Annotated in this window: 20 protein-coding genes and 1 pseudogene; 15 read left to right on the top strand and 6 right to left on the bottom strand. The window is 68.4% G+C overall.

Translation table 11 applies throughout. The features are described 5' to 3' along the window. Positions 1 to 88 precede the first annotated feature (88 nt). Positions 89 to 946, top strand: coding sequence for a 3-hydroxyacyl-CoA dehydrogenase family protein (locus SALPAC6_RS0118130; RefSeq protein WP_018254779.1), 858 nt, complete (start codon positions 89 to 91; stop codon positions 944 to 946). After that, entirely contained in the window at positions 943 to 1,686 is a 744-nt protein-coding gene (locus SALPAC6_RS0118125) for an enoyl-CoA hydratase/isomerase family protein (RefSeq protein WP_018254778.1), read from the top strand. Before SALPAC6_RS0118130 ends, SALPAC6_RS0118125 begins: the two co-directional genes overlap by 4 nt. Positions 1,687 to 1,794: 108 nt before the next feature. Here the strand turns inward: SALPAC6_RS0118125 and SALPAC6_RS0118120 are convergent, their stop codons facing one another. Continuing rightward, positions 1,795 to 3,129: an ABC transporter substrate-binding protein gene (locus SALPAC6_RS0118120; protein ID WP_018254777.1), complete on the bottom strand. Its 1,335-nt coding sequence runs from the start codon at positions 3,127 to 3,129 to the stop codon at positions 1,795 to 1,797. A 146-nt stretch (positions 3,130 to 3,275) separates the two neighbouring features. Continuing rightward, positions 3,276 to 3,794 (bottom strand): SRPBCC family protein, encoded by a 519-nt coding sequence (locus tag SALPAC6_RS0118115; protein ID WP_018254776.1) that lies wholly within the window; start codon positions 3,792 to 3,794, stop codon positions 3,276 to 3,278. Positions 3,795 to 4,021: 227 nt separating this feature from the next. On the opposite strand from SALPAC6_RS0118115, the gene SALPAC6_RS0118110 reads away from it, so the two are divergent. From SALPAC6_RS0118110 to SALPAC6_RS0118100, 3 genes and pseudogenes are all read left to right on the top strand, one after another. Then, positions 4,022 to 4,483, top strand: coding sequence for a GbsR/MarR family transcriptional regulator (locus tag SALPAC6_RS0118110; protein ID WP_018254775.1), 462 nt, complete (start codon positions 4,022 to 4,024; stop codon positions 4,481 to 4,483). A 1-nt stretch (position 4,484) separates the two neighbouring features. Next, positions 4,485 to 5,767: pseudogene (locus SALPAC6_RS26265) on the top strand (glycosyltransferase). A 359-nt stretch (positions 5,768 to 6,126) separates the two neighbouring features. Next, positions 6,127 to 6,975, top strand: a complete 849-nt coding sequence (locus tag SALPAC6_RS0118100) for a hypothetical protein (protein ID WP_018254774.1) — start codon at positions 6,127 to 6,129, stop codon at positions 6,973 to 6,975. Positions 6,976 to 7,210: 235 nt separating this feature from the next. Here SALPAC6_RS0118100 and SALPAC6_RS0118095 read toward each other — a convergent pair whose 3' ends face one another. After that, a complete protein-coding gene (locus SALPAC6_RS0118095; protein ID WP_018254773.1) occupies positions 7,211 to 8,053 on the bottom strand; it encodes a CPBP family intramembrane glutamic endopeptidase in 843 nt (280 codons plus the stop codon). Positions 8,054 to 8,419: 366 nt separating this feature from the next. On the opposite strand from SALPAC6_RS0118095, the gene SALPAC6_RS0118090 reads away from it, so the two are divergent. The 4 genes from SALPAC6_RS0118090 to SALPAC6_RS0118070 all read left to right on the top strand — a co-directional run bounded on the left by SALPAC6_RS0118090 (position 8,420) and on the right by SALPAC6_RS0118070 (position 13,034). Further along, positions 8,420 to 9,343 carry a cation diffusion facilitator family transporter gene (locus SALPAC6_RS0118090; RefSeq protein ID WP_018254772.1) on the top strand — a complete coding sequence of 308 codons (924 nt, stop codon included), beginning with the start codon at positions 8,420 to 8,422 and terminating at the stop codon, positions 9,341 to 9,343. Positions 9,344 to 9,523: 180 nt separating this feature from the next. Beyond that, positions 9,524 to 11,536 (top strand): cytochrome c oxidase assembly protein, encoded by a 2,013-nt coding sequence (locus SALPAC6_RS0118080; protein ID WP_018254771.1) that lies wholly within the window; start codon positions 9,524 to 9,526, stop codon positions 11,534 to 11,536. 206 nt (positions 11,537 to 11,742) lie between these two features. Beyond that, positions 11,743 to 12,402, top strand: coding sequence for a DsbA family protein (locus tag SALPAC6_RS0118075; RefSeq protein WP_018254770.1), 660 nt, complete (start codon positions 11,743 to 11,745; stop codon positions 12,400 to 12,402). Further along, positions 12,399 to 13,034 carry a vitamin K epoxide reductase family protein gene (locus tag SALPAC6_RS0118070; RefSeq protein WP_018254769.1) on the top strand — a complete coding sequence of 212 codons (636 nt, stop codon included), beginning with the start codon at positions 12,399 to 12,401 and terminating at the stop codon, positions 13,032 to 13,034. Before SALPAC6_RS0118075 ends, SALPAC6_RS0118070 begins: the two co-directional genes overlap by 4 nt. Positions 13,035 to 13,253: 219 nt before the next feature. Here the strand turns inward: SALPAC6_RS0118070 and SALPAC6_RS0118065 are convergent, their stop codons facing one another. Together SALPAC6_RS0118065 and SALPAC6_RS0118060 are read right to left on the bottom strand one after the other, a co-directional pair. After that, positions 13,254 to 14,666 carry an MFS transporter gene (locus SALPAC6_RS0118065; RefSeq protein ID WP_018254768.1) on the bottom strand — a complete coding sequence of 471 codons (1,413 nt, stop codon included), beginning with the start codon at positions 14,664 to 14,666 and terminating at the stop codon, positions 13,254 to 13,256. After that, positions 14,663 to 16,081, bottom strand: coding sequence for an MFS transporter (locus tag SALPAC6_RS0118060; RefSeq protein WP_018254767.1), 1,419 nt, complete (start codon positions 16,079 to 16,081; stop codon positions 14,663 to 14,665). Before SALPAC6_RS0118060 ends, SALPAC6_RS0118065 begins: the two co-directional genes overlap by 4 nt. Positions 16,082 to 16,387: 306 nt before the next feature. On the opposite strand from SALPAC6_RS0118060, the gene SALPAC6_RS0118055 reads away from it, so the two are divergent. From SALPAC6_RS0118055 to SALPAC6_RS0118035, 5 genes are all read left to right on the top strand, one after another. After that, complete coding sequence (locus tag SALPAC6_RS0118055) at positions 16,388 to 20,086, top strand: nitrate reductase subunit alpha (RefSeq protein ID WP_018254766.1); 3,699 nt, start codon at positions 16,388 to 16,390, stop codon at positions 20,084 to 20,086. Then, positions 20,086 to 21,705, top strand: a complete 1,620-nt coding sequence (gene narH, locus SALPAC6_RS0118050) for a nitrate reductase subunit beta (protein ID WP_018254765.1) — start codon at positions 20,086 to 20,088, stop codon at positions 21,703 to 21,705. Before SALPAC6_RS0118055 ends, narH begins: the two co-directional genes overlap by 1 nt. Then, entirely contained in the window at positions 21,702 to 22,373 is a 672-nt protein-coding gene (gene narJ / locus SALPAC6_RS0118045; protein ID WP_018254764.1) for a nitrate reductase molybdenum cofactor assembly chaperone, read from the top strand. The genes narH and narJ overlap by 4 nt, the downstream gene beginning before the upstream one ends. Then, positions 22,370 to 23,098, top strand: a complete 729-nt coding sequence (gene narI / locus SALPAC6_RS0118040; protein WP_018254763.1) for a respiratory nitrate reductase subunit gamma — start codon at positions 22,370 to 22,372, stop codon at positions 23,096 to 23,098. The genes narJ and narI overlap by 4 nt, the downstream gene beginning before the upstream one ends. 145 nt (positions 23,099 to 23,243) lie before the next feature. Then, positions 23,244 to 23,576 (top strand): carboxymuconolactone decarboxylase family protein, encoded by a 333-nt coding sequence (locus SALPAC6_RS0118035; RefSeq protein WP_018254762.1) that lies wholly within the window; start codon positions 23,244 to 23,246, stop codon positions 23,574 to 23,576. 41 nt (positions 23,577 to 23,617) lie between these two features. Here the strand turns inward: SALPAC6_RS0118035 and SALPAC6_RS0118030 are convergent, their stop codons facing one another. Beyond that, positions 23,618 to 24,502: an AraC family transcriptional regulator gene (locus tag SALPAC6_RS0118030; protein WP_018254761.1), complete on the bottom strand. Its 885-nt coding sequence runs from the start codon at positions 24,500 to 24,502 to the stop codon at positions 23,618 to 23,620. A gap of 162 nt (positions 24,503 to 24,664) precedes the next feature. Here SALPAC6_RS0118030 and SALPAC6_RS0118025 point away from each other — a divergent pair, with 162 nt between their 5' ends. Then, positions 24,665 to 25,336 (top strand): class I SAM-dependent methyltransferase, encoded by a 672-nt coding sequence (locus SALPAC6_RS0118025; RefSeq protein ID WP_018254760.1) that lies wholly within the window; start codon positions 24,665 to 24,667, stop codon positions 25,334 to 25,336. Positions 25,337 to 25,743: the final 407 nt, after the last annotated feature.

The following is a 25,743-nucleotide window of genomic DNA, read 5'->3' as shown; positions in this document are numbered from 1 at the left end:
CCAACCAATAGGGTCGCGGGGACGAGCGACACGGGTAGGCGGGACGGCGCGGGTGACCCCCGGGTCGCCGCCGGAGGGAGGAGGCACCATGGGTGACCGTTGGGTCGTGATCGGGGCCGGAACGATGGGCCTCGGGATCGCGTACGTAGCCGCCGGCGCCGGCTACGACGTGGACCTGGTCGAGGTCGATCCGGGCCGGGGTGAAGCCGCCTCGGTGCGCCTAGGTGAGCTGTGGGACCGGGCCGTCTCCCGCGGCCGGATGACGGTTGAGCAGGCCGGCGCCAACCGGTCCCGGGTGACTGTTCGAGGAGCTCTCACCGAGGTCAGCGTCACCCCGGAGGTCGTGGTCGAGGCCGTCCCGGAGCGGGCTGACCTGAAGCGCTCCGTGCTGCGCGACGCCGAGAACCTGAGCCCTGCGCTGTTGGCCAGCAACACCTCCAGCATCTCGATCGCCGAGCTGGCCGAGGGGCTGACCCGCCCGGACCGCTTTCTCGGCCTGCACTTCTTCAACCCGGTCTGGGCGATGACGCTGCTCGAGGTCGTGGTCGGCCCGGCAACCGCACCGCAGAGCACGGACGCGGCGGTCGCGCTCGCCGCTCGGCTGGGCAAGGATCCGGTCGTCGTACGTGACCTGCCCGGCTTCGCCACCTCCCGGCTGGGGGTGACGCTCGGTCTGGAGGCGATTCGAATGGTCGCCGACAAGGTGGCGGAGCCGGCGGACATCGACAAGGCGATGGTGCTTGGCTACCGGCATCCGGTGGGGCCGCTGGAGCTCACCGACCTGGTTGGGCTGGACGTGCGGCTCGACATCGCCCGCACCCTGGCGGCCGCGTACGGGGAGCGGTTCGCGCCACCGCCGCTGTTGGTCGAGATGGTTGCCGCCGGACACCTCGGCAAGAAGTCCGGCCAGGGCTTCTACCGGTGGGAGAACGGGGCGAAGGCGTGACGGGTCTGCGGATCGATCAACAGGACGACCGGGTGGTGGCGACGCTGGACCGCCCAGAGAAGCGCAACGCCATCGACGTTGACCTCGTCCATGCGCTCCACGAACTCTGCGCCGAGCTGGAGGCCCGGCCACGGCTGCTGCTGCTCACCGGAGGTGCTGAGGGCATCTTCGCCGGGGGCGCCGACATTGGGCAGCTCCGCGAGCGTGGCCGGCTGGATGCCCTCGCCGCGATCAACTCGGCCGTCTTCGCCCGGATCAGGGCGCTGCCGATGCCGACCGTGGTAGCTGTCGATGGGCCGGCTCTGGGCGGCGGCGCCGAGTTGGCGTACGCCGGCGACCTACGGGTGTGCACCTCGCGGGCCGTCTTCGGGCAGCCCGAGGTGCGGCTCGGCATCCTGGCCGGGGCGGGGGCGACGCACCGGTTGCCGGCGCTGGTCGGCGAGGCGCGGGCGAAGGAACTGCTCTTCACCGGCCGGCGGGTGGATGCTGCGGAGGCCCTGCGGATCGGTCTGGTCAACCAGGTGGTCGCCGAGCCCGCCGAGCTGCTGCCAGCGGCGCACACCCTGCTCGACGAGGTGGCGAAGGGCTCCGCGTTCGCGTTGCGGCTGACCAAGCTGGCCGTGGACGCTCCAGCCGCCGCACACCCGCACCTGGATCTGGTCAGTCAGGCAGTGCTCTTCGAGGACGAGGAGAAGTACCGGCGGATGACCGACTTTCTCGAGCGTCGGCGTCGGTCCTGAACCGGGTGATGTCGGCAGCGATGCGGGGCGCCTAGTCGGTTGGGTGGGCCCGGAGCCGGTGGGGTGGTGCCGCACCGTACGCCGGTGTGGCCAGCCCCCGACTGCGGCTCAGTGGTGCAGCGGCACCCCTGCGTCGGCGAGGGCCCGGATCAGACCGGCTGACTCACTGAACCCGATGATCAGGACAGCGTCGGCCCCAGACTCCTTGACCTCGCGGACCACGGACGTGAAGTCGACCGGTGTCGCCTCGGCGCCCTCCGGTGGCTGATACGTGCTCAGGTTGAGCTGGTCCGAGGCGAGGCCAGCTCGTTCCAACTCGGACCGGACGATCTCCTGTAGTCCCTCGCCGTACGAGTCCTGACGGGCCACGATGGCGATCCGCTTCGAGCCGTCCCGCAAGATGACGTCAGCCAGCGCGCGGCCCTGCAAACTGTCGGGTGGAGCGGTTCGGAAGTAGCGGCCCTCGTCGTTCAGGTCGGTGAGGCTCGCGTCGGTGTTCGACGGGGAGAACAGCACCAGCCCGGCCTGCACCACGTCGGGTAGCACCGCCCGGGAGACCCCCGACGCCCCGGCACCGATGATGACGTGGACGCCGGCGGCGGCATGGCTCGCCACCGTCGCCCTGGCGACCGCTGGGTTGGTGCCGTCATCGCCGTCGATCCAGGTAACCGGGGCGCCAAGGACGCCGCCGGCAGCGTTGATCTCCTGGATCGCGAGGGCAGCGCCGGCGGCGAGGGGTGGGTTGGACAGCGCGAGGTCCCCGGTCTGCGGCAGCAGGCCGCCCAACACCAGCGGGGCGTCATCGTTCTGGTCGGCCGCCCCGGTACTCGGCGGCGGCGCGCTGCTCGCGGTGGACTCGGAGCCCGCACCGACGAACTCCGTCTTGGCGTCGTTGATCTGAGTCCCGTCGAAGTGCAGGGTGGCGTAGCTGGCGGTGGAGGGCTCGCCGGCCGCGGTGAACCCACCCCGGGTGATCGAGACACTGCGGTACTCGATGTCCTGCCCGTCTCGGGCCAGCGCGAGGCAGGCCACGGCGGTCTCACACCGCTGGCCACCGTTGGTGACTCCGACGATCTGTGCTGCGACAGCCGCCGGATCGGTGGTCCCGGCGAGCTGCGCGGCGAGCGCGCTGATCAGCACCGCGTCGTAGGTCTCTGCCGCATAGACGAAGCTGGTCAGGTCGGGGTCGATCGACCGCAGCCGGTCCTTGAAGTCCGTTGGCAGTGGGGTCAGCGGTGTGGTGCCCTTCATTCCGTCAACCAGGTCGGCCTGGTTCCCCAACTCGGTGGGGAACGAGTCGAGCATGGTGCCGTCGGTGCCGTAGAGGCGTACCGGGGTAGCGGCGACCTCGTCGGACTCGTCGGTCCCGCAGGCGCTACCGGCGAGCAGGAACGTCACGCAAGCGGCCAGGGCGGCAGCTTGCGAGGCGCGTGAGATCAGCATTGCAGTCCTTCCTCAGGCGAAGGTAACGCTGCGCAGAGTAGCGCGCCCTGCCGATGCCTGGGGCCCTGCTGTATCGCTTTCCGCAGGCGGACCGTGTTGATTTGCCGGGGTTTTGCAATAGTGGCGGAAATGGTCGAGCCAGTGCCTCAGTCGACGGCGCGCCTCGCGACCACGTTCGCGTAACGAGCGAGGAGTTCGGACCAGCCGGTGGTCAGTGCCCGGCGGTAGCCCTCCGCTGCCGGGCCGTGCCGATCGAAGTGTCGGTGTTCCACCTCCACCCGGGTCTGCCCCGACTGGTCGGGCCGGAAGAGGGCCTCGACCTCGCTGGCCCGGGCCGGATCGGGTGCTGGGACGCGGTCTGCCCCTATCTGCCAGGTGAAGACGAGCCGGCGGGGCGGGGTCCAGGTCAGGACCCGGCCCCAGTCGTTGCGGAAGCCGTGCGGGCCGATTTCGTACAGCATCCCGTCGGTCCGTGGCTCCATCCCCAGCGTGGTTAGTAGGCCGGGGCCAGACCAGGTGTACTCCATGACCCACCAGTCGGCTATCGCGCCGGTGAATACCGCGAATGCCTGCTGCGCCGACGCGGGAACGAAGAGCGAGCTGCGGAGCGAGTACCGAGCGAAGTCCTGCCGGACATCGGCGGGATCGATAATCTCCTGTCCCATAAGCCCGGACCATACCGGCTGATGCGTGCCGTTGCAGCATTGCGAGGTACTCGATTTCGACGGTTTAGCAGCAGTGATGTGGGAGGGCGGATCGTCAATACCTGTCTCGGGAATAGATTCGTGGTGGAAAAATTCATATTTCGCTCTGGCCTGGTTTACGGGCCAGGTCTAATTTCTTGTTTAGAAAGTTCCGAACGCTCGGATCTATCGAGTCAGGAGAGGAGTCTATGGACCCGGAGGCTGGCCGGCGGTACGCCGAGGAGGTGGGGATCGTCCTGGCTCGGATGGGCACCACCCCCGCCTTCGGTAAGTTGCTGGGCTGGCTGCTCATCTGCGACCCGCCGACACAGACCACCGCGCAGTTGTGCGAGGCGATGGGGCTCTCCAAGGCCTCGGTATCCACCGGCATGCGGGTGCTGGAGCAGTCCGGCCTGGTCCGACGAGTGCCGAGCCAGGGCCGGGGACACGCGTACGAGATGCATCCGGATGCCTTCGCCCGTGCCATCGACCCCACCGACAAGATGCGCGCCTTCATCGATCTGATGCAGCGCGGTATCGATCTGGTCGGCGACGCGGCGGCACCGGAGGCCAGCCGGTTACGCCATACCCGCGACTTCTACACCTTCATGGTCGAGCGCACCCCAGCCCTGCTGGCGGAGTTCCGTCGACAAGCACGAAAGGACAACTAGGATGCGAATCCTGGTGATCACCGTAGGGTCGCGCGGAGATGTCCAGCCGTACGTGGCCCTCGGCAAAGGTCTCCAGTCGGCCGGCCACGACGTCACTCTGGCCACCTGTGCCCGGTTCCGGTCGTTCGTCACCGACCAGGGGTTGGCGTACGGCCAGCTCAGTGACGACATACTGCAGCTGCTGGACTCGGCAGCGGGCCGGGCCGCGATGGAGGAGACCACCGGGGTGCTCGGGGCAGTCAGGACCACCATCAGGCTGGCCCGTCAGGCGAATCCCATCAACCGGAGGCTGCTGGCCGATGCCTGGGCGGCAGCCAGGCAGGCCAAGCCAGATCTGGTCGTCTACCACCCCAAGGTGCTGGCCGGTCCACACATCGCCGAGAGGCTCGGCGTACCGGTAGTACTGGCGCTGCCCGTGCCGGTCTCCGTGCCGACCGGTGACTTCCCCCTCGTCGGGCTGCCCGAACTGCCCCTCGGCCGTTGGTACAACCGACTGACCTACCGACTGGGCGGTGCCGGATACCGGATGTACGACGGCATGGTGAACACCTTTCGTCGCGACACGCTCGGACTCGCGAAGACCAGCGGTGCCGCGCTGACCACCCGGCTACCCGACGGGCGGCCGATCCCCGTGCTGCACGGCATCAGCGAGCACGTCCAGCCGCGCCCCGCCGACTGGCCCGAGCACGTGCACCTCACCGGCTACTGGTTCCTGGACGACGCCGCCCGCTGGCAGCCCCCGGCCGCCCTGGTCGACTTCATCGAGGCGGGCGACCCACCGGTGTACGTCGGCTTCGGCAGTATGGCCGGGCGCGACCCACGCCGACTCACCCGCCTCGTCGGCGAGGCACTGCGCCAGGCCGGAGTCCGCGGCATCGTGGCCACCGGCTGGGCGGCTTGGCGGAGATCGAGCCGTCAGACACCATCTGGCACCTCACGCAGGCCCCACACGACTGGCTCTTCCCTCGGATGTCCGCCGTCGTGCACCACGGTGGGGCCGGCACCACCGCGGCGGCGCTTCGCGCTGGCAAGCCCTCGGTGATCTGCCCGTTCCTCCTGGATCAGTTCGTCTGGGGCCGGCGGGTGTTCGCGCTCGGCGCGGGCAGTGCACCCATACCGCAGCGGAAGCTCACTCCGCAGCGGCTGGCTGTCGCGATCCGTGCGGTGACCACCGACGCCGAGATCCGGGCCACCGCGGTCAAGCTGGGGAGGAGCCTCGCGGCCGAGGATGGTGTCGCGAACGCGGTCGCCAGGATCGACACTCTCCGCAACCCGGCGGGTTAGGACACCAGCGGCACCGAGTGGCCGCGCCCGGGCGCCCCTGGCCGGAGAACATCTCCGGCTTCCTGGAAAGGAGGCCGGAGAGTGACGTCGAAGAGTACTGCGACGTGTCACTGTCGCCCGATCACAATCAGCGGCACAGTGGACGTACTCGTGCTCATCCCCGTTCCTACCTGCGATTTCGCGGGGATCACCACACTACGCAACCCCCGTGGCTGGAGTAGGTTGTCTGATTTGCCGGCTTGGCTAATCTACGAATGCACCATATCCTACCCGTGTAGCACCCGTTGCCTCCGGCCGCCGCAGGTCGGAGGCTGTGTTTGGGCCCTGAGTTTGCATCCGGAGTAAAGGGAGTCAAAGCGTTGACCGACGAGTCCGGTAAGGCCAACTTCAGCGGAATCTACAACCAGGAGACGCCGTGCGCGTACTACGCTAACCTGCGACAGTTGAAATACGAGATCCCGCAGCATGGGGCTACCGTATTCAACCAGTTGATCGATGCCCAACCGTGGGGTGACGGCTATCGCCCCACCGTGCTCGACGTGTGCTGCTCCTATGGCATCGTCGGGGTGCTCACCAAGACCGATCTTGAGCTGGACGACGTGTACACGTACTACCAGGGTGCCAGTGACGACGGGCGTACCGTGGACCAGGTGCGCCGCGCCGAGAACGAATTTCTGGGTCAGCGGGCCCGGCCAGACGCTCCGCACGTCATTGGTTTGGACGTCGCCGAGAATGCTACCCGGCACGGTGTGGCAGTCGGTGCGCTCGACGATGCCTTTGTCGAGAACCTGGAGGCGACAAAGCCATCGTCAGAGCTGGCCAAGAAGATGTCGGAGGTTGACCTCATCACGACCACGGGTGGCATTGGCTATGTCACCGAGCGGACGTTCGAGCGACTACTCACGTGCACTGAGGCCCCGCCCTGGGTGGCCGCGTTCTGCCTTAGGACGTACGACTATGAGCCGATTTCGGACGTGCTCGCGCAGTACGGGCTCGTGACCGAGAAGGCGGACCAGGCTGTTCGGCAGCGGCGGTTTATCGACGGTACCGAACGAGAGTGGGCAATGGCGGAGCTGGCGGCGCGGGGCGTCGACCCGGCCGACATGGAGAGCACGGGATATCTGTACGCCGATTTCTATCTCTCCCGTCCGCGGGAAGATGCCACCGAGAAGCCGCTGGCAGACCTGGTGACGATTCCCGCCAACTAGCTGGCTCTGTCCCGGCCTCGTCGATACTGCCGGGGCGCTGGGTGAGTCGGTGAGAGTGCCCTCCGGGCTTGCGGGATCACGGTTGCGTGACTTCTGCCGGTAGGTCCGAGGGCTGCTACAGCGGGAGATCGAGGCTTGGGGACCTGCCCGCACACGGGCAGGTCCCCAAGCCTCTCCCAGGCGGCGTTGGGGAGCCGGGCGTTGAGTTTCGCCGGTGGTGTCGGCGTCGGCGGTGTCACGCCGTGCCCCGCATGAGGCCGAGCAGCATGCCAAACACGATCACCGTTTGGATCGAGTGCGGAATAACCGAGAGCCACATGCTCCGATAGCGTCTCACCGGTAGCGACATGATCAGTCCGCTGGTTAGCATGATGCCACCAGCAGTCCAGGGCTGATGTACGTGGTACAGGCCGAACAAGACTCCGTTCGCGAACCAGTCCACTGATCCGAACACGCCTTGCATCCTGGGTAGGAGGATTCCGCGAAAGATGAACTCCTCGCCGAGAAAGACATTGAAGACGCTGAGCGTCAGGAAAAGTGCAAGGAACCACCAAGCCCCTTCCATCTGCGGCGCGACTTCGGCCGAGAACAGCGTTTCGGCTTTCTGGAAGGGTAGTGGGGCCGGCCCGGGTAGCAGGTGCTGCTGGAGGTTCTCAATCACTGGGGCCACGTGCATCATGTTGAGCACGAACACAATTCCCAGTGGTGCCAGTAGCCAAAGGAGGCATTTGCGGGGACGACCGCTCGCCGGGTCCTTGGGAACCTGTAGCCACAGTCGGCGGGCCATGGCGGAGCGGCCTATCGACCCCTCTTCGCGCCAGAGTATCAACATCGCCAGCACGAACTGCCAGATCAGGCCGGCCGCCAGCGTGACGGTGGCCAGCACCACGGTGTCGTAGGGGCCGTCGGCGACTGCGGGGGTGATCACCCAGTATCCCAGTCCCATGGGTAGGGTGGCGGCCGCCCAGATTCCCAGGATTTTCGCCAGCGAGTACTGTGCCGGCAGATTGGTCGATGTCGGGACGGATGTGCTGTGCCCGGGCGGACCCGGCCGATTCTGTGTGGCGCCACCGCCCATGCCGCTCAGCTCCTCGCAAATGTTCTGTGCCCCCTGGCTTCGAGCTCATTCTGGTGCCGGCAAAAGGCGTTCGTCCATGGCGGTCAGCCCGCCGAATTCGGGCAGGGCTACCCCTACCCTCCGGCTTGGGGCTCTCCCTACCTTTCGGCCCGGGATTCGATGTTCCGCAGCGGGTTCGCTGCTGCCCTAGCCCGTAGGTGATTTCAGAGGTTATGTCGTCTTTCATCCTTTTTGCAGGTGTGAGTACGTGCAGAAGTGGCTGGATGGGGCCCTCAGGTCATCGCTGGTGGCACCCGTAGTACTTGCATGTATAGCGATGTGAGCATATGTTCGGGGCGGCACTGATTGACCAGAGGGGAGAGGCGGATGGGTGCGGGGCACGACCATGGTCAACAAGCGGTGCGGGCCGGGGAGAAGCACCGGGGTCGGCTCTGGGCAGCCTTCGGGCTGCTCCTCACCTTTATGGTGGTAGAGGCGGTCGCAGCGATTATGACCGGCTCCTTGGCGCTGCTCTCCGACGCTGGCCACATGTTCACCGATGTCCTCGGCATCGGCATGGCCCTGGCCGCGATCACCGCCGCCAGCAGGGCGTCCCGGTCTGGCCAGCGCACGTTCGGGCTCTATCGGATGGAGGTGCTGGCGGCGCTGGCCAACGCCGTCCTGCTGTTCGGGGTGGCCGGCTACGTGGTGGTCGAGGCGGTACGTCGGTTCAGTCAGCCACCGGAGGTGCTGGCGGGGCCGATGGTGGCGGTGGCGGTCGCGGGCCTGGTGGCCAATGTCGTCGCCTTCTTCCTCCTACGCGCGGGCTCGCGGGAGAGTCTGAACGTGCGGGGCGCCTACCTGGAGGTCCTGGGAGACCTGTTCACCTCCGTCGGCGTGATCGTCGCCGCGGTCGTGATCGCCGTGACCGACTGGTGGTACGCCGACCCGCTGATCGCGGTGGCGGTGGGGCTGTTCATCCTGCCCCGGGCGTACCAGTTGGGTCGCGCCGCGCTGCGGGTGTTGGTGCAGGCCGCGCCGGCACATCTGGACATCGCCGCGGTACGGGCGGCGCTACTCGCCGAGGACGGGGTAGCCGACGTGCACGACCTGCACGTATGGACGCTAACCTCAGGGATGGACGTTGCTTCGGCGCACCTGGTTCTCGAGCGTGATGCCGATCTTGCCGCAGTGCTGGCCCGGTCCCGGCGGCTGCTGCAGGATCGTTTCGCAATCGAGCACGCCACCCTGCAAGCCGAACCGGCGGAGCCGGCCGACGCGGACGCTGTCTGCCACGGGAGCGGATGGTGACCTGCGTCGCTCCCGGGAACCAGCGGGCGCAACAGGCCGACTACCTGATGTTTCGCCCTCTATCTGGGAGCTGTTCGTGAACCGCCCATCCAGCCTGACTACCCGCCGGGCCGCCGTCTGGCGGGTAGTCGCCGGTCTCCGGCCGCTCCCCCGCCACCCGCGTCGGTTGGCGACCCGGTGATGAGTCTCGCCACTGTACGGCGCCGGCCGTTCCTGCTGTCGGCGGGGACGGTGCTGGTGTCCGCCGCCGTCGGCGCGGTGCTGCTGTGGTGGGGCGGTGGTGCTGTCGCGGAGGCCCCGCCCGGGCTTCCGGACCCAGGACCAACCACGGCCTGGCTGCTGCCGGCCTCCCGGCTGGGCATGCAGATCAGCGCGGTCGCCACGGTCGGTCTACTGCTGGCAGCGGTGGTGCTCTCGCCCCGGGACGAGGGTGGGCGGTTGTCCCCGATCGGCTACCGCCGCATGCGCGCCGCTGCCGGCACGGCCTCGGTGTGGGCCGCTGCGTCCGCGGTTGCGGTCAGTTACACCTATGTCGACCTGTTCGGCCTCCCCGCCGCGGAGGTGCTGTCCCTGTCGGGGGTGCTCCACTTCGCCACCGCCGTCCCGCTCGGGCAGTCCCTGGCACTCAGTGGCGCCCTGGCGCTGGTCGCGGCGGTGGTCGCCGCGACCAGTCTGCGACCCGGTGGCGCGCTGGCCGCCCTGCTGCTGGCGCTGGGCGGCCTGGTGCCGCCGGTCTTCACCGGCCACGCCGCAGCCAGCGGCGACCACCAGCTGGCGGTCTCCGGTCTGCTCCTGCACGTGCTGCCGGTCACCCTCTGGGTCGGTGGCCTGCTCGCCCTGGCCGTTACCAGTCGCGGCACGACCGCCGACCTGGCGCGGGCCGTGCGTAGGTTCTCCCCGCTCGCCGTCGGCTGCCTGACCGCAGTGGGTCTGTCCGGGCTGCTGTCGGCCGCTGTTCGGCTCCCGAGCGCCGCCGACCTGCTGGGCACCCGCTACGGGCAGATGCTTCTGATCAAGGCTGCTGCGCTCGTCGCGATCGCCGCCGCGGGATTGGCGCACCGTCGCCGGGCCCTGCCTGCCCTGGCGGCAGGTCGGCGAGGAACGTTCCTGCGGGTGGCGGTCGTCGAAACGCTGCTCTTCGCCGCTGCGATCGGTACCTCGGTCGCCCTGTCCCGCACCCCGGCACCCATTGGTGAGGAGACAGAGGACCTCGCCACCGCGCTACTCGGCTTCCCGATGCCGCCGCCGATGACCATCGGCAACCTTGCCACCGCCTGGTTGCCCGAGCCGTTGATCATGACGGCTGTGCTCGCCGCCGCCGGGTTCTACACGGCCGGGGTGTGGCGGCTCCGCCGCCGCGGTGATGCCTGGCCCGTCTCCCGTACCGTCATGTGGCTGTTGGGCTGTGCCCTCATCATCGTGGCCACCTCGAGCGGTCTGGCCCGCTACGGGCCGCTGCTGTTCTCGATCCACATGATTCAGCACCTGCTGCTGATGATGATCGGCCCGATTCTGCTCGCGCTCGGCGGGCCCATCACCCTGGCACTGCGCGCCCTGGCCCCGTCGACCGACCCGCGCTGGCCGGGCCCCCGCGAGTGGCTGCAGGTGGCGCTGCACTCGCGGCTCTCGCGCGTCCTCACCAACCCGGTGGTCGCGTTGGTGATCTACGTCGCCAGCCTCTACCTGATGTACTTCACCGGCCTGTACGAGCTGGCACTGCGCTCGCACGCCGCGCACCTGGCCATGGTCGGACACTTCGTCGGCGCCGGCTATCTGTTCTTTTGGGTCGTCATCGGGGTTGATCCCGCGCCTCGCCGCATCCCACACCCGTTGAAGCTGATCCTGGTCCTGATCAGCATGGTGCTGCACGCCTTCCTCGGTGTCACGCTCATGCAGTCCACCACCCTGATCGCGGAGACCTGGTGGATCGCGTTGGACCGCCCCTGGGGTGCCACTCCACTGGAGGACCAACGCACCGCTGGCGGCATCGCGTGGTCCTTCGGTGAGTTGCCCACCGTCGTCGTGCTGGGCGCGTTGATGCGCCAGTGGATGAAGGCCGACGAGCGGGAGGCCCGCCGCCGGGACCGGGCCGCCGATCGCGCCGAAGCCGAAGGGCGCGAGGACGCCGAGCTGGCCGCGTACAACCGGATGCTGGCGGATTTGGCCGAACGCGATCGGCGGGTCCGTCGGTGAGTAGGCGGTGGCCCGCTCGTCCGCGGGCGTCGGCGAGCCGGATGGTGGTCCCGATAGCCCCGCCGCTCGGTGCGGCCCTGCCCGTTCCGCGCTGAACAGGTGAATCACAGTGATCCGCGGTGGTGCGCCCGGTACCTTTGCCTCTGGCGCCTCGCCTGCACGGGGCGGTCGCCGCGGGATCGGACAGACCGACAGGAGATAGCGATATGACGAGGAACACCCGGCTGACCCTTGCCGCGGTCGTGGCGTTGATTCTGGTGGCGGTCGGCGTGCTGGCGTTCAACCGCCGCGACGCGATTCCCAGCGCGGAGACGACCGGCGGCACGGTCGAACCCACGGTGCTGGTCCGCGAGGACAGTCACCGACTGACCTCCGCTCCCGGCGGCAGGGTCACCCTGGTGGAGTTCCTCGACTTCGAGTGTGAGGCATGCGGGGCGGTGTACCCGACGGTCAAGGAGATCCTCGCCGACTACGAGGGGCAGATCACCTTCGTGGTGCGGTACTTCCCCATCTCCAGCCACCCCAATGCCGAGCTGGCCGCCCGTACCGCGGAGGCCGCGGCCAACCAGGACCGCTTCGCCGAGATGTACCAGCTGCTCTTCGAGAACCAGGACGTCTGGGGCCACCAGGAAGAGCCGCAGACCGAGGTCTTCCTCGGCTATGCCCGTACCCTCGGTCTGGATATCGACCGCTTCCAGCGCGACCTGGACGACCCCGCCACCGCCGCTCGGGTGGCGAAGGACCGGACCGACGGCGAGGCCGTTGGTGTGCAGGGCACCCCCACCTTCTTCCTCAACGGCGAGCCCCTCTCCGACCTGCGCAAGGAGGATCTGACCAACATGATCGACGCTGCCCTGGCCGGATGACGACCGCCACCGTCGACCGACCCGTCAGCGCCCCCGCGGAACGCCACTTCCTGAGTGTCGTCACCGCGTGGATCCTCACGGTCGGCGGTAGCGTCGGCCTGCTCGCCGCCGCCACCCTCACCGTTGAGAAGATCAACCTGCTGGCTGACCCGGGGTACGTCCCCACCTGCAGCATCAACCCGATCCTGTCCTGCGGCTCGGTGATGAACACTCCGCAGGCCGCGGTGTTCGGATTCCCCAACCCGCTGCTCGGCATCGCGGGATTCGCCGTGGTCACCACGCTCGGCGCTGTCCTGCTCGCCACCGGAGGCCTCCCCCGGTGGATGTGGCTCGGCCTGCAGGGGGGCGTCATCTTCGGTGTCGTCTTCGTGCACTGGCTCATCTATCAGAGCCTCTATGTGATCGGCGCGCTCTGCCCGTACTGCATGGTGGTCTGGGCGGTCACCATTCCGATCTTCCTCTACACCACGCTGCAGACCCTGCGCGACAACGCGACCGTACTGCCGCGGGCCCTCCGGCGCGCAACGGAACACCTCGCCCGCTACCACAGCCTGGTCCTCGTCATCTGGGTTGCGTTCATCGTCGCCGCGATCCTGCACCGCTTCTGGGACTACTGGATCACTCTGGTCTGAGGCCGTCGTGGCTCCCGACCGGGCCCCGCGCTCCAGCAGCGTCCGGCTTTGCCGCTGCTCATGGGAGGGCCTGGGGCAGGGGCCGCCGACCGTGACGGGCCACCGGACGCTAACCGTGGAGAACAAGAGAAACCGGGCTGACCTCGTTGCCGGCGCAACGAGGTCAGCCCGGCCGTAACTGCGCCCAGGTCCGCAGTCGGTTGGAGCGGGACGGGACGGTCAGCTGGGCTTGGGTGCTCCCGGTCGGGCGTAGCGTTGCCAGGTGACGACGACGCAGAGAACAGCGAATGCCAGCCCGACGAGGTAGAACGCGGTCGGGGACATGAGCGTCAGGCCGATTCCGAAGAAGAACGGGCCGAAGGCGGCGATCGCCGCGGTCCAACCGATGACACCACCGGCCTGCCGGCGCTCGAAAATCATCGGCATCTGCTTGAAGGTGGACGCGTTACCGATCCCGCTGAACAGGAAGATCGCGAGCATTCCCCAGAGGAACCGGTCGAAGCCGGCATCCAGCGACGCGGCCGAGCTGGTGTCGGGTCGCAGTGCGGTGATGGTGAAGGCGATGGAGCCGACCAGCCCGATTCCGGAGATCAGGGTCCACCGGGCGCCGCCGAACTTGTCGGTCAGCGGCGAGAACACGACGCGGGCCGCGGCACCGACCAGCGGGCCGAGGAAGACGAACTTGACCGGGTCGGGTACGGAGTAGCCGTCCACGAGAAGCTGTGCGGCGGCCCCGGTGCCCTGCACGATGTCGGGGTTGCCGGCCCCGTACAGGTTCTTCATCAGCAGCCCGAACTGGGCGGACAGCCCGGCGAAGGTACCGAAGGTCATGATGTAGAGCAGCGTCATCCACCACGTGTCAACGTTGCGGAAGATGTCGAACTGCTGCCGAATGTTCGCCTTGACGGGGACCGACCGCAGCATGGTCCAGGCGAGCGCGGCACCGACGATGATGAACGGAATGTAGATGTACGCCGCGTTCTGGTACCACACGTCCTTGGGAGGTTCGCCCGGCGAGGTGGCCATCGGCCGGGAGCTGCCGAGGAAGCCGATCAGCGAGAAGCCGATGACCCACGGGGTCAGCAGCTGGACCAGCGAGACACCGAAGTTGCCGATACCGGCCTGGACGCCCAGCGCGGTGCCCTGGAGTCGGCGGGGGAAGAAGTAGGAGGTACTCGGCATGAAGCCGGAGAACGCTCCGCCACCGATACCGGAGAGGAACGACAGCGACAGCAGCACCCAGAACGGAGTGCTCGGGTCCTGCACGAAGATTCCCCAGCCCAGGACGGGGAGGAGCAGGAGCACGGTGGTCAGGGTGACCATCTTGCGGGTGCCCATGATCGGCGGCAGCACCATCCAGATCAGGCGCATGAGCCCGCCGGCCAGGCCGGGCATGGCGGTGAGCCAGTAGAGCTGGGCGGTGCTGAGATCGAAGCCGAGATTCGTCAGCTTCGGGGCGATCGCCGAGGCGAGAAACCAGGACGTGAAGCAGAGGGTCAGCGTGAATGTGCTGATCCAGAGGGTGCGCCACGCCAAGCCCTTGTCCCAGGAGTCGGCGTCTTCCGGGTTCCAGGACTCCAGCCACTCGCGGTTGCCGGCTCGGCCGGTCCGGGAGGAAATCGACGTGTTCATACGTGGGCCTCCTTGGGCGCACGGGTCGCTTCCGAAGCGGGAACGGCCGGTCGGTTCTCGAAGTCTGGCTTCTCGAAGTGGTTAGCGAGCTGGGGTGATTCACTGTGCAGCATGCGCACGACGGTGAGGTGCATCCAGATCGCGCAGATGAGGGTGAGGATGAACAGGACCAGGAAGGTGCTCGACGGGAGCCCGGTCCAGGCCTTGGTGTAGGCGAAGAGCGGGGGCAGGAAGAATCCGCCGAGACCGCCGAGCATGCCGACCAGACCGCCGACAGCTCCCACCTGGCTTGGGAAGTACTCCGGGATGTGCTTGTACACCGCAGCCTTGCCGACGCCCATCGCGCAGCCGAGCAGCACGACCAGAATGGTGAAGGGCACGATGCCGAGCTGGTAGGCGAGGTGGGTGGTCTGGGTGCCGTCGGGGTGGTCGACGACGATGTGGCCCGGGGGCATCATCAGAATGCCCGTGCTGAGCAGCATGAGGCCGAACGTCCAGTACATGACCCGGCGGGCACCCAGCCGGTCGGAGAGTGATCCGCCGACCGGTCGCAGCAGCGAGGCGGGGAAGATGTACAGGGCGGTCAGGTAGGCCGCGGTCTGCAGGGACACGTCGTAGTTGTTCATGTAGTAGGTCGGCAGCCACGCGGCGAGCGCCACGTACGCACCGAACACCGCCACGTAGTACAGGCTGAACCGCCACACTCGTAGCTGCTTGAGCGGTTCGAGCTGTGCGCGCAACGGGGTGCCGTGGTTCGGCACCCGATCCCGGCGCGGAGTGAGGAACCAGGTGGCCGCCGCGAGGATGAGCAGCAACACCGCGTAGACGACGGGGACCAGGCGCCAGCCGCCCTCGATGACGCCGAGGTAGGTGGCACCGGCGGTCCCGGCGATCAGCGGCGGGCCGATGAACTTGGTGACGGAGGCGCCGACGTTGCCGGCGCCGAAGAGGCCGAGCGCGAAACCCTGCTTCTCCCGCGGCTGCCAGGCGGAGTTCCAGGCGATACCCGCGGTGAAGGAGTTACCAGCGAAACCGACCAGGAACGCCAACGCCAACAGCATCGGGTACGAGTCGGCGCGGGAGACGAGGAAAGAGGCGGCCGCGGTCAGGAGCAGCATCGCGGTCATTACTCGGCGGCCGCCGATCCGGTCCGCCACAATCCCGGCGGGGAGCCGCCAGAGCGAGCCGTTGAGCACGGCGGCAGCGATGATCCAGGACAGCTGCACCTCGGAGAGCCCGAACTCCTCGCTGATTGGCTTGCCGAGGATGCCGAACATGAGCCACACCGCGAACATGACGGTGAAGCCGATGGTGGACAGGGTCAGGACCCGGGTGCGCCCACGATCGTTGGGGCTGTTCTGCTCGGCCGCGGTGTGATCCGGCGTCGGGTCGTCTGGAGCGGGTTTGACGTACACGGCAATTCCTCGATCAGCGGTAGACGGAGGTCGGCGCTAGCGTCACTGGCGCGACTGTCTATCCAAGGCTGCTGTCGTTTATCAGCGGTGGGTAGGGACCTTCTCCCCCGTCTGGCTGGCAGCAGGTCCCGTCGGATGCACTCCACGCGGTGTTATAGCGGGATAGCCGGGACCTTGGTCCCGGCGGCTCGGGACCGCGGCCTCCCGATCTGGCGGTTGATTTCGCGAACCCTGGTATGCGTGGCGCACTGCCCGTGTGCCGCCGACAGCCCTCGCGTTGTCGCTCGCCGCCGGAGGAGTGCCCACGTGTCAGCGCACCGCCCGCCAGAAGTTCATGATCCTGCGACAGACCAGGTCCCCGGTGCGGCGCCGCTGCTGGCTGCTCGGCGTTTCCTCCGCCGGGAGTCGGTCGGTGACCACGGCCGGACGCTGCACCAGATAGCCGACGGCGACTGGGACCGGTTCTACCGGGACCGGTGGCGCTACGACCGGGTGGTGCGCTCCACCCACGGCGTCAACTGCACCGGCTCCTGCTCGTGGAACGTCTTCGTCAAGGACGGCCTGATCACCTGGGAACACCAGGCCACCGAGTACCCGACAACCGGCCCGGACTCGCCGGACTACGAGCCGCGTGGCTGTCCCCGCGGCGCCTCTTTCTCCTGGTACGAGTACTCGCCCTCCCGGGTGCGCCACCCCTACGTACGGGGGGTGCTGGCCGAGATGTTCCGCGACGGGCTCGCGCGCCTGGGTGATCCGGTGTCCGCCTGGGCCGAGATCGTGGAGAACCCGCTCAAGGCGCGCGCCTACAAGACCCAGCGGGGACGGGGCGGCTTCGTCCGCGCCAGCTGGGACGAGGTGACCACGATGGTTGCCGCCGCACACGTCTACACCACGAAGACGTACGGGCCGGACCGGGTGGTGGGCTTCTCGCCGATTCCGGCGATGTCGATGGCGTCCTTCGCCGCCGGCACCCGTTACCACGCCCTGCTCGGCGGCACCCTGCTGAGCTTCTACGACTGGTACGCCGACCTGCCGATCGCCTCGCCGCAGATCTGGGGCGACCAGACCGACGTGCCCGAGGCCGGCGACTGGTGGAACTCCACCTATCTGATGATGTGGGGCTCGAATATTCCGGTCACCCGTACGCCGGACGCCCACTTCCTGGCCGAGGCCCGCTACCGGGGCACGAAGGTCGTCGCGGTCAGCCCTGACTACGCCGACAACGTCAAGTTCGCCGACGACTGGCTGGCCCCGCATCCGGGTACCGACGGCGCCCTGGCGATGGCGATGGGCCACGTCGTGCTCACCGAGTTCTTCCGGGACCGCACGGTTGACTACTTCGCCGACTACATTCGCCGCTACACCGACCTGCCGTTCCTGGTCACGCTCCGACCCGCCGCCGACGGCCGGTGGGCTGCGGACCGGTTCCTCACCGCAGCAGACCTGGGCCAGGAGGACGGAACGCACAAGACCGTCCTGGTCGACCAGCGCACCGGCGAGTTGGTGGTGCCGAACGGGTCGCTGGGCTTCCGGTACGGCGAGGCGGGCCAGGGGCGCTGGAACCTCGACCTGGGCGAGGTGCTCCCCGCTCTCGGGCTGTTCGACCGGAGCGATGAGGCGATCGAGGTCGAGCTGGCTCGCTTCGACGTCGGGGAGACCGAGGGCGGGTCCACCATCCGCCGCGGCGTACCGGCTATGCGGGTCGGCGAGCACCTGGTCACCTCGGTCTACGACCTGGTGCTGGCGCAGTACGGGGTACGCCGTGGCGACCTGCCGGGGGAGTGGCCGACCGGCTATGACGACCCGGACTCCCCGAACACGCCGGCCTGGCAGGAGCGGATCACCGGGGTGCCGGCCGCGGTGGCGGCCCGGATCGGCCGGGAGTTCGCCCGCAACGCCGAGCGTAGCCAGGGGCGGTCGCTGATCGTCCTGGGCGCCGGCGCGAACCAGTGGTTCCACTCCGACATGACCTACCGGGCGCTCATCTCCCTGGTCACCCTGACCGGCTGCCAGGGCGTCAACGGTGGCGGCTGGGCGCACTACGTGGGGCAGGAGAAAGCCCGGCCGATCACCGGCCAGCAGCACATGTCCTTCGGGCTCGACTGGCAACGGCCGATGCGGCACCAGGCGAGCACCCCGTTCTGGTATCTGCACACCGACCAGTGGCGGTACGAGCGGGTCCCGGCCGACGAGCTCTCCTCCCCGTTGGGAACCGGCCGATTCGCGGGGATGGCCTTCGCCGACACCGTCGCCGCCGCACAGCGGATGGGCTGGAGCCCCGGCCACCCGTCGTTCAGCCGCAACCCCCTCGACCTCACCGACGAGGCGGCGGTGGCCGGGGTGACGGTCCAGGAGCACATCGTCGCCGAGCTGAAGGCCGGCCGGCTACGGTCGGTGGCAGAGGACCCGGACGACCCGGCGAACTTCCCGCGTTGCCTCACCCTCTGGCGGGCGAACCTGCTCGGCTCCTCGGGCAAGGGCAACGAGTACTTCCTGCGCCACCTGTTGGGGATCGACTCGAGCGCCACCGCCACGGAGTGCGACCCGGAGCACCGACCCCGGGACCTGGTGTGGCGAGATGAGGCACCGACCGGGAAGCTTGACCTGCTCACGGCGATCGACTTCCGGATGACCAACACCGGGCTGCACGCCGACGTGGTGCTGCCCACCGCAACCTGGTACGAGAAGCACGACATCTCCACCACGGACATGCATCCGTTCGTGCACGCGTTCAGCCCGGCGGTGGAGCCGCCCGCCGACGCCCACTCCGACTACGACACCTTCCTGGCGCTCGCCGACCGGTTCAGTGAGCTGGCCGTCGACCACCTCGGGGTACGGCGGGACGTGTTGGCCGCGCCGCTGCAACACGACACCCCGGACGAGCTGGCCATGCCCAGCGGTCGGGTGCGGGACTGGAAGGCCGGCGAGTGTGAGCCGGTCCCCGGCTCCACCATGCCGAAGCTCATCGAGATCGAGCGGGACTACACCCAGATCGGCGCGAAGATGCGTGCCGTCGGCCCGCTCCTTGACCGGCTCGGCACCAGCACGAAGGCGCTCACCGTGGACGTGACCGCGGAGCTGGCGTACCTGCGGGAGCGAAACGGGGTCGTCGCCGACGGGCCGTTCGCCGGCCGGCCGTCGCTGGCCACCGCCGACCGCATGTGTGAGGCGATCCTGGCGTTGTCGGGCACCACGAACGGTCGGGTCGCCGCGGCCGGCTTCGCGGCGTTGGAGCAGCGGACCGGGCAACCGTTCGCGGATCTGATCGCCGGGCACGAGACCGACCAGATCACGTACGCGGACACCCAGCGGGCACCGCAGTCGGTCTTTACCAGCCCGGAGTGGTCCGGTTCGGAGAAGGACGGCCGTCGCTACTCGCCCTTCACCCTCAACGTGGAGCGGCTCAAGCCGTGGCACACCATCACCGGCCGGCAGCACTTCTTCGTGGAGCACGACTGGGTGGCGGAGTTGGGCGAGCAGTTGCCGGGCTTCCGACCCCCGCTGAACATGGCCCGGCACTTCGGCACGCCGGGCGAGTTGGTCGATGGCGGCGTCACCGTACGCTTCCTGACCCCGCACGCGAAGTGGTCTATCCACTCGATGTACCACGACAACGAATTGATGTTGGCGTTGTCGCGAGGTGGACCAGTGATCTGGATGAGTGTGCCGGACGCCGCCAAGGTGGGTGTTCGGGACAACGACTGGGTCGAGGCGCACAACCGCAACGGAGTCATCGTGGCCCGGGCGGTGGTCAGTCACCGGATGCCGGAGGGCACGGTGTTCCAATACCACTCGCCCGAGCGGACGATCAACGTGCCCAAGGCGGAGCAGAGCGGCCGCCGGGGTGGCTACCACAACTCGTTGACCCGGCTGCTGGTCAAGCCCACCCACCTGGCTGGCGGACACGCCCAACTCACCTACGCCTTCAACTACTACGGCCCGATCGGCAGCCAACGCGACGAGATCACGGTGATCCGCCGCCGCGACCAGGAGGTGGAGTACTGATGAGGATCCGAGCGCAGGTTGCCATGGTGATGAACCTGGACAAGTGCATTGGGTGTCACACCTGCTCCGTCACCTGCAAGCAGACCTGGACCAACCGGGACGGCACCGAGTACGTCTGGTTCAACAACGTCGAGACCAAGCCGGGCATCGGCTACCCCAAGCACTACGAGGATCAGGACCGCTGGCACGGGGGCTGGCAGCTGGACGAGAAGGGACGGCTGAAGCTGCGCTCCGGTGGCCGGGTCAAGCGGCTCAGCCGGCTGTTCGTCAACCCGGATCTGCCCTCGATCGACGACTACTACGAGCCGGCGACCTTCGACAAGGACATTCTGGTCAACGCCCCCGCCGGGCTCAAGGACACCCCGGTGCAGCAGCCCCGTTCCGCGCTGACCGGCGAGCCGATGGCCCTCACCTGGGGGGCCAACTGGGAGGACAGCCTCGGCGGGGCGCACGAGCACGCCACCGGTGACCCGAACCTCGCCCGGATGCCGGCCGACGCTGCGGCGCGGGTGAAGTTCGAGTTCGAGAAGACCTTCCTGTTCCACCTGCCGCGTATCTGCGAGCACTGCCTCAACCCGGCGTGTGTGTCGGCCTGCCCCTCCGGCGCGATGTACAAGCGGGAGGAGGACGGCATCGTCCTGGTTGACCAGGACCACTGCCGGGGCTGGCGGATGTGTGTCTCCGCCTGCCCGTACAAGAAGGTCTACGTCAACCACAGCACCGGTAAGGCGGAGAAGTGCACCCTGTGCTTCCCGCGGATCGAGGCGGGGCAGCCGACAATCTGCTCCGAAACCTGCGTGGGCCGGCTGCGCTACCTGGGCATCGTGTTCTACGACGAGGAAGCTGTGCTCGCTGCCGCTTCGGTGACCGACGAGCACGACCTGCTCGAGGCGCAGCGTGCGGTCTTCCTCGATCCGACGGACCCGGCCGTACAGGAGGCCGCCCGGGCCGCCGGCATGCCGCAGGAGTGGCTGGACGCCGCCGAACGGTCCCCGGTGTGGCGGCTGATCAGCGAGTACAAGGTCGCGCTGCCGCTGCACCCGGAGTACCGGACGCTGCCCATGGTCTGGTACGTCCCGCCGCTGTCGCCGGTGCTGGACGCGGTGGGGGATGCCGGCCGGGACGACACCGACGCCGACGACATCTTCCACACCATCCGGGAGCTGCGGATTCCGGTGGAGTACCTGGCCGAGCTCTTCACCGCTGGGGACGTGGAGGCGACCGCCGGGGTCCTGATGAAGCTGGCGGCCATGCGCTCCTACATGCGGGCCCGCACCCTGGACGGTACCGTCGCCGACGATCTGCTCGACGGCATCGGGATGACCGCGGACCAGGTCGAGGCCATGTACCGGTTGCTGGCCATCGCGAAGTACGACGAGCGCTACGTGATCCCGGCCGCGTACAGCAAGGACGCCGCGGCGCTGGAAGCACAGGCCACCGCGAACCAGGACTGCGCGCTGGACTGTGAGGGCGGCCCGGGAATGACCACGCAAGCCTCCGCGGAGAGTTTCCACCTCGTCGAGGGCGATCAGGTTCGTCCCGGCCGGCCCGGACTCTTCTCCCGTCGCGCCGACGGCCGGCGTGGCTTCACGATCAACCCGCTGCGAGGCGGCTCATGACCGCCGCGACCGACCGGACCCGCATCTTCGAGCTGGTCTCGCTGCTGCTCACCTACCCCGACGACGAGCTGCTCGGTGCCGGAGCGGAGCTTCGCGGCGCCGCCGCGCAGATCGCGGTGCCCCAGGCGCGGGAGCAGATCGACAGGTTCCTGGACTGGCTGCTGGACAACACCCTGATCGACGTACAGCAGCACTTCGTGCAGACCTTTGACCTGCGCCGCCGCTCCGGCCTGTACCTCACCTACTACCTGCACGGAGACACCCGTAAGCGGGGAATGGCGCTGCTGGTGCTCAAGCAGCGCTACCGGGCGCACGGACTGCGGCTCGCGGATGGGGAACTGCCGGACCTGCTGCCGGTGGTGCTGGAGTACGCCGCCATGGTGGGCCCCGGCGAGGGGGAGGCGCCCCTGCGCCAACATCGACAGGGCATTGAGCTGCTCCGCGCCGCACTGACCGACTGCGGCACCCCCTACCGCCTGCTGCTGGACGTTGTCTGCGCGGTGTTGCCCGCGCTGACCGACGCCGACCGGGCCGCCATCGCGGCGCTCGCCGTTGACGGGCCACCGGTGGAGACCGTCGGGCTGGATTCCCTCGGCGACGGTCCGGACCTGCATGCTGCCGCGCTCGCCCCCTATCCCGCCTGCTCCCCGTCGGAGGCATCGCGATGACCAACTTCGTCTGGACCGTCCTGCCGTACCTCTGCCTCGCGGTCTTCGTCGCCGGCCACGTCTGGCGGTGGCGTCACGACCAGTTCGGCTGGACCACGCACACCAGCCAGGTACTGGAGAACCGCCTCCTGCGGCTCGGCTCACCCCTGTTCCACCTCGGTGTGCTCGGGGTTGCTGGCGGCCACCTCATGGGCCTGCTCGTGCCCGCGTCGGTGACCGAGAAGATCGGTATCAGCGAGCACGCCTACCACCTCACCGCGGTCTGGGGCGGCACGGTGACCGGCCTGATGCTGGTGACCGGCCTGGTCCTGCTGATCATCCGGCGTGTGATCAACGGGCGGGTCCGTCGGGTCACCACCCGGATGGACAAGGTGCTCTATGCCGCGCTCGCCGCCATGGCCGCACTCGGCATGATCGCCACGGTCGGGGTCAACCTGCTCGGTGGGGGCTACGACTACCGGGAGACGGTCGCCGTCTGGTTCCGTGGGATCTTCTGGTTCCAGCCCGATCCGGCGCTGATGAGTGGGGCTCCTCTGGTCTACCAGCTGCACGCGATCGGCGGCTTCCTCTTCCTGGCGCTGTGGCCGTTCACCCGTCTGGTGCACGTCTGGTCGGCCCCACTGGCGTACCTGTGGCGTCCGTACGTCGTCTACCGTGTTCGCCGCGGCCCGGCGCCGTCGCCAACGGCCTCGCCGGACCAGGTACGGGACGCCGCCCGGCAGTGACCGGCGCAGGGTTGGCGCGGGCGGACCGGAGGCCCGACCTACGCGACGGCAGCCAGGGTGTGAGTTCTTCGCGGATGCCTCCGCTGGCCACCTGACCTTGGCGCGATGACTAATGTGTGAATATCGGGCGGTAGCGGAGGGCGATATGCAACAGCAGTATCTTCCGGATGTCTACGTGAAGTTCCTGGAACGCTTTCCGGAGATCGCGGAGGCGCAGGGCGTGCTGGCGCGGACGGTACGGGAGCGCAACTCTTTTGATGACCGAACCGACCGATTGATCAAGTTGGCGGTGGCTGTTGGGGCCGAGGCGGAGGGAGCCGTGCGCTCCAATGTTCGCAAGGCGCTCCAGCACGGGGCGACCGTGGACGAGGTGCGAGCCGTTGCGCTCGCCGCCATCACCACCTGTGGCTTTCCGACCGCCGTCGCGGCGCTGGGCTGGATCGATTCGGTCGTCTTGGCGCCATCGGACGACGCGTGACCCGGTACCCACCACAGCGGGTGCCGCCGCGTGGGTGACCCTCAACCGGTGGGAGGTGCGGCGTCCCGCCACTGGGTGGGGGTGACCCCGTGGCGGGCGCGGAAGCGTTTGCTGAAGTAGCTGGTGTCGGGGTAGCCGACCCGGCGGCTGACCGCGCCTATGGTCAGGTCGGTCTCCGCGAGCAGCAGGCGGGCCTGCTGCATCCGGCGCTGGGCGATCCACTGGGTGACGGTTCGGCCGGTTTTACGACGCACCACGGTGGTGAGATAGCCGGCGGTGAGCGCGAGGTCGGCCGCGATGTCGGCGAGGGAGATGGGCTGGTGGTAGCGCTTCTCGATCGCCTCGAAGACGGCTGCCAGCAGCGGTTCGTCGGCGCAACGTAGGTGATCGGCGAGGTCGGTCGAGAGCCGGGCCACGGTCACGAGCAGCAGGGTCAGGTGGGCGAGGGCGGCCTCCTGGTGACCGTCGCGGCGGGCCCGGAGCTCCGTGTCGAGCGCGGCGAAGCGCTCCACCAGGCCGGCCCGGTCGACCGGTGGGACCGGTAGCCGCTGCGCCCGGTTGATGCCCTGGGCGAACGGGAAGAGCAACGGGTGCGTCCGCCAGGACGAGTAGGCGCCGGGCATTCCCGGCCGGACCACGTCGGCCGGGAACCACACGGTCCAGCCGTCGGTGGTGGCCTCCTTGAACTGCTCTCCGGCGGAGACGACCTGTCCCGGTGCGATGACGAAGAGGTCTCCGTCGCCTACCGTCCAGGTGCAGTCGTCGATGCGTACCGTCCCGTGGGCCAGGTGGGCGTAGAAGAGCACCAGGAAGTCGTGGGTGTGGGTGCCGACGGCGCCGAGGTTGGCGACCGGCTCTCCGCGGCGGTGCCGGGAGACCACGACCGGGAGGATCCCGGGCACGTGGCCGAAGCCGAAGACCGGCACGCCCTGCCCGGTGACGCCGACATGGTGGGATGCGCGCGCTGCGGCTGGGCTTGGGAGAGCCAAATTTCGTCGTACCCCGCCCACAGTTCCGCCATTGTTCGCAGCTTCACCTGCCATGAGGCTGAGGGTACGACCGAGTTTCCTCGAATACCGGAGCGTGCCATGACCGGACACCACAACTTCCATTCCGAGAGTCGGGGCTATCTGTCCGCCATGGGCAAGCAATGGCTATTACCCCTGTACGATCCGTTTGCCCGGTTCATGGGTATCAGTCGGGCTCATGAGAAGCTGCTGGTTCGGGCAAACCTGCAGCCGGGACAACGAGTCCTGGAGATCGGCTGTGGCACCGGCGAACTGCTGCGGACGCTCAAGCAACGGTTTCCGGAGGTCGACGCGCTGGGCATCGACCCGGACCTGAGCGCCTTGCGTCGCGCTCGCCGTAAGGCGACCCGGGGCGGACTGCAGATTCAGTACGAGCGCGCGTTCGCCGACGACCTGCCGCTGCCGGATGACAACGTCGATCGGGTGCTCTCCTCGTTCATGCTGCATCACGTCCCCGTGGCCGAGTGGGTGCCGGTGTTGCGGGAAGTCCGGCGGGTGTTGCGTCCCGGTGGCGAGCTGCACGTCGTCGACCTCGGCGGGAGCTTGTCCGGACCCAACGGGGGACATCCGCACCGCTCCAGCCAGGCCGGGGAGAGCCTCCCCGAGCAGGTGCTGGCGGCGCTCGTCGACGCCGGTCTGAGCGGGGCGCGGGTAGACGGCTATGGCCGAGCCCGGTTGGGTCGGTACGTCTTCTATAGCGCTGGCGCCGAGGCCGGCGGGCAGTCGGACTGACCTGCCCGGCACGTACCGGGCTGACCTGCGTCAACGTGGGTTCTCCACAGGCGGGGGAGGGCGGTGTGACGGGGGCCGCACCCCCTCGATTTGACGTGCGAACCCGAATCCGCGTAACTTTCTCTCTGCCAGCGCGGAACGGGGCAAACAGGGTGAAAGTCCTGAGGCCTCATCCAAGCGGCACCGGCGCCAAGAAGGGCTCACCTTCGAGTCGCCGGCCGGGCGGTGCCCGCCGATTCTGCCGAGAGGCCGATTGGGTGCGGCGAAACCGACCGGGTAAGGTAACAGCCGGCAGGAACCGGGCGAGTCAGCGGGAAACCGCGGGCGGCCGGTCTGCCAAATCCGAGGATCACACACGCGGGAAACCTCGTGTGCGCTCAACGGAAGCTGAACCGTACGAAGCATGA

This window comes from Salinispora mooreana (assembly GCF_000379065.1).
Lineage (GTDB): Bacteria > Actinomycetota > Actinomycetes > Mycobacteriales > Micromonosporaceae > Micromonospora > Micromonospora mooreana.
This window is presented reverse-complemented; position numbering and strand designations above follow the sequence as displayed.